Source organism: Cryptosporangium japonicum, assembly GCF_039524755.1.
Taxonomy (GTDB): domain Bacteria; phylum Actinomycetota; class Actinomycetes; order Mycobacteriales; family Cryptosporangiaceae; genus Cryptosporangium; species Cryptosporangium japonicum.
Map to the genome: position 1 here is coordinate 402,641 of NZ_BAAAGX010000007.1, position 16,352 is coordinate 418,992.

Annotated in this window: 3 protein-coding genes; 2 read left to right on the top strand and 1 reads right to left on the bottom strand. The window is 74.5% G+C overall.

Translation table 11 applies throughout. The features are described from left to right. Positions 1 to 11: 11 nt before the first annotated feature. Entirely contained in the window at positions 12 to 13,910 is a 13,899-nt protein-coding gene (locus ABD437_RS10335) for a hypothetical protein (RefSeq protein ID WP_344648546.1), read from the bottom strand. On the opposite strand from ABD437_RS10335, the gene ABD437_RS10340 reads away from it, so the two are divergent. Together ABD437_RS10340 and ABD437_RS10345 are read left to right on the top strand one after the other, a co-directional pair. Further along, positions 13,894 to 14,601: a hypothetical protein gene (locus ABD437_RS10340; RefSeq protein WP_344648547.1), complete on the top strand. Its 708-nt coding sequence runs from the start codon at positions 13,894 to 13,896 to the stop codon at positions 14,599 to 14,601. The genes ABD437_RS10335 and ABD437_RS10340 overlap by 17 nt on opposite strands. Before the next feature lie 48 nt (positions 14,602 to 14,649). Further along, positions 14,650 to 15,663 carry a hypothetical protein gene (locus ABD437_RS10345; protein ID WP_344648548.1) on the top strand — a complete coding sequence of 338 codons (1,014 nt, stop codon included), beginning with the start codon at positions 14,650 to 14,652 and terminating at the stop codon, positions 15,661 to 15,663. The last annotated feature ends 689 nt before the right edge of the window (positions 15,664 to 16,352 follow it).

The following is a 16,352-nucleotide window of genomic DNA, read 5'->3' on the forward strand; positions in this document are numbered from 1 at the left end:
ATGAAAAGCCGTCAAGGTTCACGAGATCCGGCAGAAATTTCGTCCACCGCCGCGCGATTTCCGCCCGGCGGGAGCCGGTGCGCGCCCTGCGGCGTGACGAACAGCCAGCCCGGCGGCGCGGGCACGAGGATCCGGACGCCCCGCTGGGCCGCCAGGTGGGCGTACTGCTGGGCCGGAACGTTCGGCCAGGCCGACCGGAAGATCACGAGCGCGCCCGGCCCCGCCGTACCGAGCCGGCCCAGCAGGTCGACGAGCGTCGCGATCGGACCACCGGGTCGCGGCTCGCCGTCGGTGCCGACCACGATCGTCGGCGGGGCGTCGGGGTCGCCGGGCGCGAACGGTTCCAGGCCGCTGCCGCCGACCGGCCGGCCGATCCACAGCAGGTCGTCGCGCCGGTGCACGCCGGGTGGGAGCCCGGCCTGCTCGCCGAGCGCGGCCGCGTCGTCGACGGCACGCAGGTCCAGCTGCGGACCGACCGGGCTGATCCGCGGCCCCGGCCGGTACACCGTCCAGACCCCGTGGACGCGCGCGACGACCGTGGCGCCGTGCGCGGTCACGCTCTGTGGCCACTCGTGCCCGGCGACCGGGCTGAGCACCACCACGAGCGTCTCCCGGCGGTACGGCCCGGTGGCGCCGAGCACCGCCTGGACCGCGGGCGTCGGGTCGGGCGAGCCGGGCCCGGCGTGCACGAACAGCGTCGGCGCGGCGCGGTGGGCGGCGGCGGCCAGCCAGGCCACGTGGTGGGCGGCGTTGTCCGGTGGCTCGTTGATCCAGACCGTGCGCCCGTCGGCGGTGACGCCGGGTGGCAGGCCGACCGTCCAGGCCGGAACCGCGGGCGGCTCGATCGAGGCCCGGGTGGGTATACCGGTGAACGCCGACACCCCGCCGTCGGGGTGCACGAGGGTGCCGTCCGGTACGACGATCAGCGCGTGGTGGTGGCGGGCCAGCTCACGCAGCCGGGGCAGCGCGTGGACACCCGGTGACCGCGTCCAGAGCACGATCGGCGCTTCCTCGACGGTGAAACTGTCGAGGGTGGCGTCGAGAGACGCGAGCGGAGACTGGATGTCGCCCACGACCACGACCGCGTTCCCCAGCCCGGCGACGGCCGGGGCCACCCAGGCCTCGTCGGACGGGCCCAGGTGGACCGCACCGTCGGCCGCGACCCGGACGCCGGCCGGCAGGAGATAGGTGTCGAGGCCGAGCGGCTCGGTGAGCACCGGGCCGAGCCCGGGGCCGCGGCCGTTCGCCCGGAGGAGGAACCACTCCCCGCCCGGTGGCGCGACGAGCGCACCGGCCGGGGGGTCGTCCGGGTGCACCGCGTCCGGAGCGGGTCGCAGCCCGATCATCGGGACGTCGGGCCAAGCGGCCGCCAGCGCTCCGATCGCCGCGGCCGCGCCCGGCCCGCCCAGCGACACGGCGACCACCAGCGGATCGGGAGCGCCGGCGAGCAGGCCGGGCAGCTGCGCGGCCGGGATCGTCAGATCGTTCTCGTTGACGACGATCGTGCGGCCCTCGCGGGTGGCCGCGAACGCGTCGAACCGGGACTGTTCATCGAGGGACGCCGGGTGGGAGCCGATGCGCAGGAAGTGGGGGTAACCGACGGTGTCGGGGCCGAGGGCCGGCTGCCAGCGCGTGCGGGCGAACCAGTCGGCGAGCAGCTTCCGGGCGCGGGCGCTGCCGCCGCCGGGCAGCAGATCCGTGACCGCGGCGAACGCGGTGACATCAGCGGCGGTGCCGCTCGGATCCGCAGCGGCGGTGCCGCTCGGGTCGGCGGCGGCGTGCCGGCCGAGGACCTGCGCGGCGGCCGGGGGCGCGTACGGCTCCGTTCCGCCGACCAGACCGGCCGAGATCCGGGTCTGTACTTCGACGACGCCGATGTCCAGGCTGCCGCCCCACTGCCGCAGCTCGACGTGCTGTCCCGGCTCCAGCTCGTCGAACCAGCCGCCCTCGTTGAGCCGGTCGACGACCGGGACCAGGTTCAGCGCGTTGCGCCGGGCCTCGCCGGTGAGTTCGGAGAGCCGGTCCTCGTGGGCCTCGACCGCCTCGTCGGACGAGTCGGGCGCGACGGCGTAGCCCTCGGACGGCTCCACCAGTGGCCGGCTGTAGCGGACGCCCCGGTGGTAGCGGGAGCCCGGGGTGACGCTCAGCCGGAACAGCGTGTCCTGCACCGACGCGTAGCGCGCCTCCAGAGCGACCAGTCCGCCGATCGGCGTCGTGCCGGTGACGAGATGGTCGACGCCGAGGTGGGTGTGGCCGCCGGTGCGGGCCGTGGCGATGCCGCCGTGGCGCCGGACCACCGCGATCGCGAGCGCGATGTCCCAGTAGGTCTCCGGTGTGTTGCGCAGGATCGGGGAGACCAGCTCGCCGTCCACCGAGGAGTCCAGTTCCAGTCGCCAGCCGTCCCGGCGTTCGGTGTATCCGCCACGACGGGCCGAACCGTAGGTCCCGACGTCGCCGACGTCGGACAACCCGAAGCGGACGAGGTCGGCCGCGATCCGTCCGAGCCGCTCGTTGCGCACGTCGTCGTCCGGCTCGTCGGCGAAGTCGAACTCGAGCTCGAGCCCGATCGTGGGTCCGCTGCCGTCGAGACCGGGGTCGGTGCGCGGGTCGGTGTAGGGCAGCACGCTCTGCTGCCTGATCCAGGTGACCAGCTGGGCCTCGGTGGCCGCCGGGTCGGCCGGGTCGAAGTCGGCCGGCAGCTCCACCTCGTCCAGGACCGGCGGCACGGGCGCGGGCTGGACCGGCGCCGGTTGGAGCCGGGCGGCCGCCTGGACCGGGGCGGCCGGAACCGGGGCGGCCGGAACCGGGGCCGCTTGGATCGGCGGGGCCGCTTGGATCGGCGGGGCGGGGGGCCACGCGGCGAGGGACGTCGCGGCGCGGGGCCGGTGCAGGAAACCCACCCGGCGGGCCGACCCGGGCGGCGGGGCGGAGCGCATCGCGGTCACCGTGACCTGGTCGCGCGCGTTCACCGGGATCCACAGCGTGTCGGTCCCGGCGGTCGCCGCGGCCAGCGCGAGCCCGGCGTCGCCGGGGACCGCGGTACGGCTCGCCACCGGCAGCACCGCGGTGTTCGCCGGGATCTGGACGGTCATCGCGAGCTGCCCGGCCGGGATCGCGTCCGGCCGGGTGAGCGACGCGGTCAGCCGCCCGTTCTGCCCGGACGTGTCCGGCCGGCCCTGACCGTCGGTCGGCACCAGCACGTAGGCCTCACGGATCGGGGCCGCGTTGCGCACCACGGTGGTGCCGATCCCGGCCACGCCGTGCGCCACCTGCGTCGGCGGCGACGGCCGCACCCGGCGTGCGACGAACGGGCCGACCAGGTCCGGATCACCGTCGTCGGGGGCGGCCGACCGCACGCCGTGGACGTCCGCGACACCCTCGAACGGAATGTCGGTGATCGCGTCGAACGGTTCGTCGCTCTCCGGCAGGAACAGCAGCCAGCTCGCGGCGTCCTCGGTACGCAGCCGCTGCTCGCCGGCGGTGAGGTAGGTCCGGGTCGGCGGCGCGAGCACCGGGCGGCCGCTCGCGCGGGCCAGCCCGGCCGCGAGTCCACCGGTGATCGCCCCGGTGCCGCACGACACCAGCGTGATCCGCTCGACGCCGGTCAGCCGGCTCGCGAGCGCCGCGGTGAGGTTCTCGGCGTCGAGCCGCACGAACCGCTCGGTGCCGTCCGGTGCGGTGACGACCGCGACCACCGACGACCCGTCGCCGTGCACGACGATCGGCATCGACGGGTGCCCGTCCTGGCCGGTCCCGGTACGGAGGAGGTTCTCCGCGCCGATCCGGCGGTGCGTCCGCGCGGTGACGAGCGCGACCCCACCGTGGGCCACCGGTCGCAGCGCGAGCGGCAGACCGTCAGCCAGTACCGTGCCGTCGTCGCCGATCGTCACGGTCGCGAACGGCGCGTCGTCCATCGCGGTCGCCGGGTGGGCGTCCGGGTCGGTGGGATCGGACGCCCGGGCCGCGGCCGCTTCCAGGCGGTCGCGGGCCGCGGCGGCGTCGCGGCGCAGGGTGGTGCCGGCGTCGAGCAGCGGTGTCGTCGCGGCCCGGGTCCGCGTGTCCAGGTCGGTGAGCCGGTCGCGCTGCGCGTGCAGGTCGGTGGCGGTCGTCAGCCGGTCGGTGGCGGTGTCGAGCCGTCCCTGGGCGACGTCCACGGCGTTCTGTGCGTTCCGCAGCAGGTCGGCCACGCGAGTGGGGAGGGCCCGGCCCGGGTGGCGCAGGTCGGCCGCGAGGCGCAACTGGTCGCGCCGGGCCGTCGCCCGGGTCAGCTCCTGCCGCGCCGCGGCCACGGCCCGTCCGACTTCGGCGTGGTCGAGGGCACGACCGAGTCCGGTCACGTCGTCCACCCGGTCCCGGAGCGCCCGGCTCGCCTCGGTGAGGTCCTGCTCGGCGGCGGCGTGGTCGCGTAGCGCGGTGTCGAGGTCGGCGACGGTGGTCGCGTCCCGGATCGCGGTCCGCAGCGCGTCGGAGGCGGCGGTGTGGGCGGCGATCGCCGCGGGCAGCGGGAGGGGCCCGGTGCCGGTCTCCTCGGCGGGGCGGCCCGCCAGCCAGGTCGCGGCGGCCGCGAACGCCGGATCCGCGGTGATCTCGTCGTGGCTCCGGTTCGTTCCCGGGTCGACGAACGGCGGCACGGTGGCCGGGGCCGGACCGGCCGTCCACTCCACCGAGGTCGACCGCCCGTTCTGCTCGACGAACGCGGCGTCGGCGAGGTCGGGCGTCAGGTGGCTCAGCAGGTGCGCGGCGGCCGCGTCGAGCACCGGCTGCCGCGCCGGGTCGGCCGGCGTCTCGATCAGCAGCACCGGTCCGCTCGGGTCCGGCGCGACCGGCGGGCGCTGCACCGCCTCGCCGCTGCGCAGCGTGAAGCCGCTGGGGGTGGCGTCCAGCACGATGCCGGGGAAACCAGTGATCGTGTACTCCCCGTCGCGGCCGGCGACCGGCGTCACGCCGTGTCCCGCGCTCAGCCAGCCGTCCGGTGGCCGGAAATCGCCCGGGGTGGGAGTGGACGAGCCGGGTCGGTAGCTCACCCGGGTCGGCACCGGGGTCCAGCCCGGTTCACGCGCCGGGTCCGGGCCCGCCGGCACGGTGAGCCCGGTGGAGACCGGGGCCGCGTACGCGGTGGGGGTCGCGGACGCCCCCTCGAACGTGATCGCGGTCGGCGTCGACCAGCCCGGTGGCACACCGCGGCCCGCGGCGAACGCGTCCAGGTTGGTCAGGAACGTCGTCACGTCGGCGTCGGACACCCCGGCGCCCACCGTGATCCGGGCGGTGCCGTCGGAGGGCAGCGTGGTGAGCGGGGTCCGCACCGGGGCCGCCCCGGGCGCGCGCGTCAGCCGGATCGATCCGTCCGGCGCCGCGGTCACGACCACGTTCGGCGGGGCGACGGTGGACGGCAGCTCGGTCGCGTTTCCCAGCCGCGCCGGCCAGCCGTTCAGGCCGAGCCGGAGCAGATCGCCCGCCCAGACCCGGAACAGCGCCCCGTTCTCGATCACCACCGACGTGGCCTGGCTGGGCCGCGTCCGCTCGACCATCGCGGTCCGGGTCGAGTGTTTCGGCCGCAACGTCAGCTCGACGTCGGAGGCGAACAGGTACGAGGTGCCCTTGTGTTTGCCTTTGCGCCCGTCGCCGAGGCCGCCGGTCCCGGACGTGCCGTGCTGGCCGCCGGTCTGCCTGCCGCCACCCAGCGAGGGCTCGTCCCGGCCGGTGTCCAGCGGGTTGCGCTGGGCGTTGACCGGCAGCACCTCACCGGCCCTGGCCACCACCCGGCCGTCGACGAACGTCTCCCGGCCGCGGTCGGTGGCGACCCGGTGGGTGGTGCCGTCCTCGGACTGCTTCTCCAGCTCCAGGCCGTCGGTCTGGTCGATCAGCGTCGGCCGGTCACGCAACCTGGCCTCGAGGGTGAAGTCACCCAGGTCGGTGCTGAACACGCCGTCGGCGTAGATCGTGCCCGGGCCGACCTCCCCGGTCAGGGCCGCGCCGAGCAGCGCGGCGTAGGTGGAGCCGTCGGTGAGCTGGTCGAGGACGAGCGCGGTGTCCGGGTCGTCGGTGAGCCCGGCCGGCCGGAACCGGGCCCGGGGCGCCGGAGCGGTTCCCGGCGCGGGCCGCGTCAACCGGTTGCGGGCCGGCGGGGCGAAAGCCCGGTCGATCAGGTCGCGGAGCACCTTCGCCCCGTGCGCCCCCTCGATCCGGAAGTCCATGCCGTCGGGGAACGTCCAGGTGGTGCCCGCGGCCGGCCGGTGGTTCGCCGGGCCGGGCGCGGTCGCCGGTCGGAACGCGCCGGCGGTCCCGGTGCGCGCGAGCGCGGCGTCCACCTCGGCGGGCTTGTGCGCCAGCGACGTCGGCACCACCACGGTCAGGCCGTCGGTCTTCGGGATGACGTCGCTCCGGAAGCGTCGCACCCGCCACGACCGGTCGACCGACGCGACCCCGACGCCGAGCGCCAGCCCGAGGCGGCTGGGGACGCGCCGGCTGGTCACCACGACCCGGTAGTCCAGGTCGGACACGAAGGCCTCGGTGGGGCCCGACTTCTCCGCGTACTCCGAGGTTCCCCGGATCTGGCTGTCGCGTTCGGACTGCTCGCGCAGGCCGAGGTTGGCGCCGGCGCGCAGGTCGGGGCCGATCGCCTGCAGACCGGTGTCGCCGGTGAGGCGCGCGCCGCCCAGGTAGGCCAGCCCGCCCTGGAGGGTGAAGAACCGGCGCTTGACCTTGGTGACCTCGTTGACCACCGACGCCGCGGTGAACGTCGAGGTGGTGGTGCCCGGCGCCGACCCGCCCACGCCCCGGGGATTGCGCGGCACCGCCACGACCTCGACCGTGACCTTCTCGTCGAACAGCCAGCCCGGCTTGGTGAAGTGGTCCTTCAACCCGCCGTCCAGCAGCGCCTGGGCCCCGGAGCGCAGCCGACGCCGGCCGGTCAGCTTCCGGACGCGGCCGGCGACGTCGCCGCGCAGGTGCTCGGGCACGCTACCCAGCGCCGCCAGTGTCTCGGCCGTCTCCAGCGGCCGGGAGTCGCGGACGTTGGCCAGGCCGAGTATCCGGTGCAGGTACGGCGGGGGGCGTCGCCCGTTGCCCGGCGCCGGCGGAGGAGGCAGCGGACGGTTCCCGGTGGACGGTGCGGTCGTCGGGCGGTCGAGCGGCACCAGGGGGATGCCGGTGTCGCGGTCGACGTTCAGCATCTCGGCGGCGGCGGCCATCGCGGCCTCCTCGCGCTGGTCGGCGACCTGCTGGAGGATCCGGTCGGCTTCGGCCCGGCTCACCTTCAGCAGCGCGCCCGCCGGGATGGTGACCGAGGTGGTCACGGTCTCGGTGGTCTTGTTCCCCCAGATGTTCGGCGTGCTCACCTCGCCGGTGAAGGTCAGGGTGAGCGTCGCCAGCAGCCGGCTGGTCGCCTGCTTCTCGACGACTTCCCGGCGGGCCTCGGTGTGGCTCAGTTCGCGTTCGGACCGGTCGGACCGGCCCGACCCGTAGCCCTGCTGCAGCCGGGGCAGGGCCTGATGGACGTCGCGCGGCTGGTTCTTGTCCCGGAGCACCACGTCGGTGGCGAGCGATTCGACGACGGCGACGTCGACGCCCCGGTCGCGCCGGTCGGAGGTGTCCGTCTGGTGGGTGACGTCGTCGGAGCGGTAGAGGTTGTGCGCCGGGGCACCGGCTCCGTCGTCGGTCTCGCTGACCAGGTGGGGGTCCGACAGCGTCGCGGTCATCGTCAGCGAGCCGAACAGGTCGGTCAGGTGTCCCTTGCGCAGCACGTCGGTCGGTGTGCCGTCGGAGTCGAGGTACTCCTGGACGGCTGAGCGGATCGCGTCGGGCGTGAGCCGGTCGAGGATCGCGGTCCGGGACGCGGTGCCCGGCTCGGTGAGGGCGGACGCCTCGAACCGGTAACGCCGGCCGCTGGACCCGGTGACCTGGCCGCGTTTCCAGCCGCCCCAGAACTTCCCGAGTCCACGCAGGGCGCGTGGCCGCCCCGTCGCGTCCGGGCCGGTGACCGAGGACGACAGCGCGACCTCCGCCGCGGTGGTCACCTCGGCCGGCGTGTGCACGTCGTCGAGGAGGAACGGGCCGGCCGGCGTGAACGCGTCCGGGTCGGCGTCGGCCGCGGGCGGTGTGTCGCGCAGCGTGAGGACCGGCGCGCCGGTCGGCAGGCCGGCCGGGACGACCGACCGGGTGACCGGGGGGACGGCCAGGCGCAACGCGTCGGGGACGGTGAGCGTGGTGGTGGCCGGGGCCGGGAAGCTCGCGGTGTGTGACACCGCCCTCCGCTCGATCGGCCGGAACGGCGCCGCCAGGGTGCTGGGCCGCTTCGCCTCGGTGACGTCGATCGCGTACGTCAGGTCCGCGCTGTACTCGTGCAGGATCCCGTCGTACTTCTCCAGGTGGCCGCCGGTGAGGGTGGTGACGCCACCCATGCCCCGGCCGCGCCGGTGGAACCAGGTCGGGCCGACCCGGATCAGGAACCCGCGGATCTTCTCGTGCCAGCCGGTCCGGGCGCCCAGTTCGACCGCGAACCCGGCGCGCCAGCCGGTGCTGACGCTGGCACCGTGCGACTCCCGGTCCAGGTTCTGCACGACCTGCTCGAGCTGGGTACCGGCGACCGTGCCGCGGTAGGTGAACGGGGTGGCCGGGAGCTGCGCTGTGACGGTCACCAGCACCGTCGAGGAGTTCGTCGTCATCGACCGGCCGAGCGACGACGGACGCGTCAACGCGACCGTGATCCCCTCGCCGCGCAGCGTGTGCAGTGAACCGCGCAGCGCCGACTCGGTGACCTTCGCGACCAGCGCCGAGCGGTTGCGCAGCTGCAGCCGGGTCGGTTTCCGGCCGTCGCGGGGCAACAGGTCCGGGTCGACCGCGCTCACCGCGCGCACCGCCGCCTGGTAGAGCTCCGCGCTGCCGCGTACCTCACGCACGTCGGACAGTCCGAGTGGCTGCCAGGTGCCCACCCGCGGCGCGAACGGTGAGGTGTTGGGCCTGGTCGCCGGATCGGCCGGTGGGGCCGCGGCGGCCGGCGCGTCCGGGTAGCCGAGCGCGCGGGCGTCCGCGGGCGTGATCCAGACCCGGGCCTTCACCACGCCGAGGTTCTGCGCGGTGCCGGCGTCGGTGCCGACGTGCACCGTTCCGTCGAGCGTCAACGGGATCTCGTAGAGCAGCAGGTCACCGGTGACCTTGCTCTTCAGGTCCACGCGGGAGACGAACCCCCGGCCGGTGGAGCGCCCGGAGGACGTGTCGGCCCCGAGGTTCGGGCCGACGCCGAACACGGCGAAGCTCGCCGGATTGTTGGCCGCCTCCGCGAAGCCGATCAACGGGCCACCGGTGACCGTGATGCGGCTGCTCTTGTCGGCGGAGCGTCCGAACGCGCTCGCGACGTAGTTGCGCAGCGACGACTCGTGCCGCCCCGACGTCCGGCCGGTCGCCAGCAGCACCGGCGTCCCGACCGCGGCCGTCATCGTGGCGTAGCCCCGGCTGGTCGGCCGCACCCCGAACGGACCGCGGACGCCCTTGGCGGTGATCTTGTCCGACGAGTAGCCGGTGGTGGTCAACGGCTCGAGGTTGCGTCCGATCTCGCTCAGGTACTGCACCAGGTGCTCGCGGTGCACGCTGCCGACCTTGGCGAACCCGTCCGGCAGGAGCTGGAGGAACCGGTCGAGCAGGCCGTCCGGGCGTCCGGCGACCGGAGGCGGGGCGAGCACGACGTTCTCCACGACCGCCGTCGAGGGCAGCTTGTACCCGCCGGCCGGCGCCGGATGGGCGGCGTTCGGCACCGGCCGCGCCACGCCGTCGAGGTCGTTCGGGAGCGCGAACGTCACCTCGGCGGGCACCGTCGCCGGGTTGCGGTCGGTGACGGTCGTGACCCCGTCCGCCGCCCGCCGGTGCACCGTGACCTGAACCGCGAGGGTGGCGTCGACCGGCTGGGACCGGCCCGGGCCGTCCCCGACCGGCGGGAACGTCAGCTCCTCGTTGCGGCGGTACCCGGACGCGGCGCTCACCGCGCTGCGCAGACGCGACCCCCACTGCGCGAACACCGAGACGATGCCACCGACCTTGACCCCGGACGGGTTGGCCGAGGCGGGCAGCACCTCGCTGTAGCCCATCGCGACGTTCCACCCGCTGGACGTCGACTCGCTCTGCCCGACCGAGCGCTGCGACCGCTCGGGGAACCGCCGGTCGAGGTTGCCGCCCTCGACGAAGTCGGCGGCCGCGGTCCGGTCGCTCGACGAGGACGCCGCGACCCGGCCGCCCTGGGCGGTGGTCGGCGGCGCCGCGGTGAGCACCACCTCGATCGCCCGGTCGCCGCGTGCCCCGGTCGGGTCCGGGTTGATCGTCACCGGGAACCCGAGGCCGTTCACCATGTCCCGGACGCCGTTGCGCAGCGAGTGGTCGGGCAGCGCCGTCGCGACCGCGCTCGCCAGCTCGGCCCGGGTCATCCCGAGCCGCAGCGTGTGCAGGTAGTCCACGATGCCGTCGCGGACCGCGTCGCCGTTGTGGAACCCGATCGTGCGGACGCTGGCCCCGACGAAGCCCGGGTCGCCGAGGATCCACGGCAGCTGCGGATAGGCCACGCCCCGGCCGAGCCAGGTGACCCAGTGCTGCCCGGCCGGGTCGTCGGTGGGCACCGGATGGGCCGGCCCGGTGACGTCGGTGACGCGCTGCGGCAGCGTGGCGCCGAGCTCGACCGGGTCGGCGTCCGGGGTGAACAGGACCCAGTGGCCGGTGGGCGGGACGTCGGGGCGCACCGTGCCGTCCGCGGTCACCGCGAGCGAGCTGACGAAACCCTGGTGCTGCCATGCGGCGTCGGACGTGGCCTGGAAGACGATGCCGTCCGGGGCCAGCACTCCGACGCCGAGGCTCGTCGAGACGGCGGCGGCGATCGAGCGGGAGCCACCGGCCGCGGTCTCGCAGACGACCAGGCGGATCGGGCGGGCGTCGCCGGCCGGCCGGACCTGGCGGATGCGGTCGGCGAGTCGGTCGGCGGTCAGGCCGCTGTGCGCGACGAACGTGTACGCGTCCGGGTCCGGCGGCAGCGACCGGGCGACGTCGGCCGCGGCCGGGCCGCCGAGGACGTGTCCGTCGGGCCGGGTGGGGTCGGGGCCGAGCGCGACCGTGTCCGGCGGCGCCGCGTGTTTGAGCTGCTGCGCCACGACCGGCTGACCGATCCGCTCGGCGAACGTGTCCGCGACGTTCTGCAGCCAGCCCGCGGCGGCGACGGTGTCGAGCCCCGGCCGGACCTGGTCGCTCATGTACCGGCCCGACTTGTCGTTGACCGTCCAGGAGCCGATCGCCGGGTCGAACCGGAACTCACCGGCGATCCGGCCCCGGCCCGGCGCCGACACGCCGTCTTTGTCGAAGGCGACCCCGAGGCCGGTGTGCCCGAGGCCGATCAGCGTCTGCGTGAGCTGCGCCTCGGTCAGGTCGGGGTCGCGTTTCCGCATCCCGTCGAGGAGGTCGTAGAACTGCTCGTCGCCGACGATCCGCCGGCCGTCCTCGCTGCCGAGGACCACGTCGCCGGACTCGGTGACCAGGAACAGCCACACCGCGTTCCGGTCGGTGACGAGCCGCTCGGGCCGGATCTCGGTCAGCGGGACGTAGAGCGGGTTCGGCCGGACCGTCAGGTCGTCGGCGTACTGCTCCTGTTTCTTCACTCGTTTCGGCGGTACGGCGTCGCCGTATTTCGGGGTCAGGGCCGCGTCGAGCTCCGGGGCCACGCCCGCGATCGGGCCGGGTTGTTTCGCGGTGGGCTGGGTCGTGTCCTTCTTCTTTTTCGGTGCTGGAGCTGAGCCGGAGTGCTTCAGCTGTTGGGGGATCACCTCGACGTTCAGGTGTTCCGCGAAGTGGCGCGCGACGTTGTCCAGCCAGCCGGCGGCGACGTCCCTGTCCAGATCAGGGCGGACCGAGTCGCTCATGTAGCGGCCGGACTTGTCGTTCACGGTCCAGGAACCGGTGTCCGGGTCCCACCGGAACTCCCCCGCCGCGCGTCCCCGGCCCGCCCCCGTCTCGCCGGTGAGCGCGTCGAACGCCACCGCGAGCCCGGTGTGGCCGAGCCCGACCAGCGACTGCGTCAACTCCATCTCGGTCAGGTCCGGATCGGTCGCCTGCATGGCCGCGAGCAGGTCGTAGAACTGCTCGTCGCCCATCAGGCGGCGGCCGTCCTCGCTGCCCAGGACGATCTGTCCGTCCTCGGTGACCAGGTAGAGCCAGGTCGCGTCCTTGCTCTGCAGCATCCGCTCCGGCTTCATCTCCGCGAGCGGCACGAAGAACGGGTTGACGCGAACCGTGCCGTCGGTATGGAGTTCTTCGGCTTTGACCCGCTTCGGGGGTACCGCGTCGCCGAAATCGCGCACCAGCCGGTCGCGGATCTCCGCGGTCCGGTGTTCGGTGGGGTGGGGGTTGGAGGTGTCCTGAGCCTGCGCGGTTTCCTGGGCTTGGGTGCTTTCCTGGGCCTGCGCGGTTTCCGGGGTCTGGGTGCTTTCCTGGGCCTGCGCGGTTTGCCGAGGCTGTGCAGTGGTGGTGGGGGGCGGTGCGGGTGCCGTGGTGAGGCTGGTCGACGGGGCCGGGGCGGGCGCCGCGGTGAAGCTGCTCAACGGGGCCGGGGCGGACAGCCGGGTGACCGCGCCGCGCCGGGAGTTCACCGACGGTGCCTGCCGGATCTCGCTGACCGTCACGTCGGTGCGCCGCCCCAGCGGAATCCACAGTTGCCGGCTGTCGGCGCTCGCCATCGACGGCGGGGTGGTGCGGCTGCCCGACGTCGCCGCGCGGGTCGCCGACGGCAGCACCGCGGCGCGGGCGGGAACCCGCACGGTGAGCAACACCTGACCGGGCCCGACCGCCGAGGGCCTGGCCGTCGAGGCCACGACCCGCCCGTCTCGTCCCCCCGTCCGCGGCACCCCGTTCGCGTCGACGCTCGTCACGACGTACGCGGTGACCGGCGCGCGGTTGAGCACGACCGCGTCGCCCAGACCGGTGATCCCGTGCCCGTCGTACCGGACGACCGCGGTCCCACGTGGCCCGCCGGGCGCGGTCCCGCGTGGCGCGTCGGACGCGGACGCGCGTGGCCCGTCGGACGCGGACGCGCGTGGCCCGTCGGACGCGGACGCGCGTGGCCCGTCGGACGCGGATGCGCGTGGCGCGTCGGACGCGGTCCCGCGTGGCGCGTCGAGCGCGGATGCGCGTGGCGCGTCGAGCGCGGATGCGCGTGGCGCGTCGAGCGCGGATGCGCGTGGCGCGCCGGGCGCGGATCGGCCGGGCAGGGCCGTGTTCGTCGGTGCCCACGACGCCCAGGTGTGTGCGGCCGGGACGAACGGGTTCGCGGTCACCGGCCTGGTGGGCGTCGTCACGGGCCGGCCCGTGCCGTCGGCCTTGACCGCGTCGGCCACGGCCGAGGCCACACTCACCGGCAACGCGGGGCCGATGCTGGTCGGCGGCGACGACAGATCCGGCGTGAAGAGCACCCAGTCGCCGTCCGCCGGCAGCACCGGACGCAGCGTGCCCGACTCGTCCACGACGGTGCGCGCGACGAACCCGTTGAACTGCGGAGCCGAACTGGTGCGGGACTGGAACACGACCCCGTCCGGCGCGAGCACCGGCACCCGCAGCCGCCGCGCGACCTCCGCCGCCACCGGCCGGGTCCCACCGCGCGCCACCCCGCAGATCACCAGCCGCACCGGGCGCGTGTCCGAGGGGTCCCGGTTGCTCACGATGTCCGCGACGATCTCGTCCGCGCCGAGAGGGTCGGCGGGATCGCCGTGCGTCACGTACGTGTAGGCGGAGGGGTCCTTCGGTAGCGATCCGGCGATCTGCACGTCCGCCGGCCCTCCGCGCACGTACTGGTCCCGGTTGGTCTGCGGCGCACTGTCCGACGCGTGGACGGTCTCCCTGGAGGCGAACGGGAGGGCCGACGCCGAGGACTCAATGGCCGAACCGTTCACCGCCGGACCGCTCGTAGCCGGAGCGTTCACGGCCGGAGCGTTCACGGCCGGAGCGTTCACGGCCGGAGTCGCCGTTGCCGGGGTGGTCGCGGCGCCAGAGGGGCTTGTGGCGGCAGAGCTGCTCGTCGCAGCGGAGGTGCTCGTGGCGGCAGGGCTACTCGTGGCAGCAGAGGTGCTCGTGGCGGCAGGGCTGCTCGTTGCAGGAGAGGTGCTCGTGATGGTGGGAGTGCTCGTGGTGGCGGCAGTGCTCGTGGGCGTCGGAGGTGTGGAGGTGGCGTGGGCGGTGGGGCTCGGCGTCGTGGCGCCTGTGGGGGCCGATGTGGCGGTCGCTGTTCGCGGCCGGGGCGTGGCGCCGGTGGGGGCAGCTGGGGTGGGGGCAGCGGTGGTGGGAATGTCGGTCGACGACACCGTCGGGCCGAGTTCATGCGGAGCGCCCGCCAGCGGGAACACCGTCCAGACCGGCTGGGAACCCCGCGCCGATCCCCGTGGCCGGACCAGCGCCACGACGTCGGTGCCAGCGGCAGCGCTGAGCATTGCCGCATACGCACGGGGCATCGCGAGGGGCGCTCCGGCCGGGTCCTGTCGTGGCGCCACCACGATGCGGTCCGGAGTGGATCCGGACAGCCCGGACATCACCGACGACCGGAAGTGGTCGAGCGTGGTCGGCCCGGCCGGAGCCACCACGACGTGATCGGCGGGGGTCGCGAACACGGGACGCTGGATCGTTCCGTCGGGTGCCGTGATCGTCGTGGAAGGACCTAGCCGGGCTCCCGGACCCGCCTCAACATCCGCCGAGCCCACCGAAGCAGCGCCGGAACTCCCCACCCCGGTATTCGTCGAACTGGTACTCCCCGTGCCGGTGGGGCTGGTGGTGCCCGGGGTGCCACTGGTATTCGGGTTGCCCGTGGGGTGGCGGTTGGCGGTGGGGCTGGCGCTGCTGGGGGTGCCGCTGGTGCTGGCGGTGCCGCTGGTGCTGGTGCCGCTGGTGCTGGTGCTGGTGCCGCTGGTGCTGGTGCTGGTGCCGCTGGTGCTGGTGCTGGTGCCGCTGGTGCTGGTGCTGGTGCTGGTGCCGCTGGTGCTGGAGGTGCCGATGGTGTCGGAAGCGTTCCTGCCGGTGGCAGTCGTGTCAGTGGAACTGATGGTGTCAGTGGAACTGATGGTGGTGTCACTGGTGCTAAAGGTGGCGCCCGCGCTTCCTACGCTTGTGTTTTCCGCGCCAGTAGCCGCAGCAGGACTAGTTTCCGCACCAGTACTCGCGGCGCTGCTTCCTGCGGCACTTGCGCTGCTACCTCCCGCGCCAGTGCCTGCGGCGCCGGTGTTTGCCGGGGTCATCGGCGTGGGGCCGCTCGGGCTCGTCGACTCGGGCGGGGGCGGTACCTGGGTGCTCGGTGTGTCCGTGGCGATCGGTGTCCCAAGGGCTGTCGCGGTTGCCGCCGGAGACGGCGACGACGTGGTGGTCGAAGTGGCCGACGACGTGGCCCCGGCGGCGGGCGGCGACACCTGCGAGGTCGTGCCTCGCGACCCGGTCAGGCCACTCGATGCCGCCGCGCCCGCGCCGGCCTGCATGCCCTGGCCACCTTGCACACCCTGGCCACCTTGCACACTGGGGCCACTCTGGGCACCTTCCACACTGGGGCCACTCTGGCCACCTTGCGCATTCGGGCCACCCTGCACGCCTCGCGTCGTTCCGCCGGTCTGGGAACTCCCGCCAGTCTGGGAACTCCCGCCGGCCTGGGAACTCCCGTCGGCCTGAAGACTTGCTACAACCTGCGAACCCCCGCCGGCCTGCGGAGTTGGGGAGTTCACTGCCGGGAGTGTCGTCGGTGCCGTGCTCGTGACGGCGCCGTTCGGGCTCGTGCCGTTGGGCGTGGCGCCGGTCTGTCCGGTTCCGTTGGCGCTGGACGTCGCGGTCTGCGTCCCCGACGAGGTAGACGCCGACGAGGCCGGCGAAAGACCAGGCTGTGTCGCTGTCGACGACGTGGTGAGGGCTGCTACCGGGCTTTCGGTGTAGGGCGGCCGCGCATCGGCCGAGTAGAGCGGCAACGACGTGACCGAAGCAGCGTCCGATCCCGACTCGTTTTCCACCTGCTCGGAGCCACCCGCGCCGACCCCGTCCGTTCCGGACCGAGCACCACCCGGCCCGACACCACCCGACTCGACACCACCCGACTCGACACCACCCGACTCGACACCACCCGACTCGACACCACCCGGCTGGGTCCCACCTGAGGCGGACCCACCCGGCTGAATCCCACCCGGCTGAGTCCCAGCCGCCGTCTTGCCACCCGCCGGCACCCCCGGCTTCTCCGAAACCGGCGCGGAAACCGGCGCGGAAACCGGCGCGGAAACCGGCCCGCCCCCCGGCTTCTCCCCACCACCCGTAGACCCACCCGGGCCGAGAACGTGCCCCAACCCCAACCCGATCTGCGACGCGATACCCGC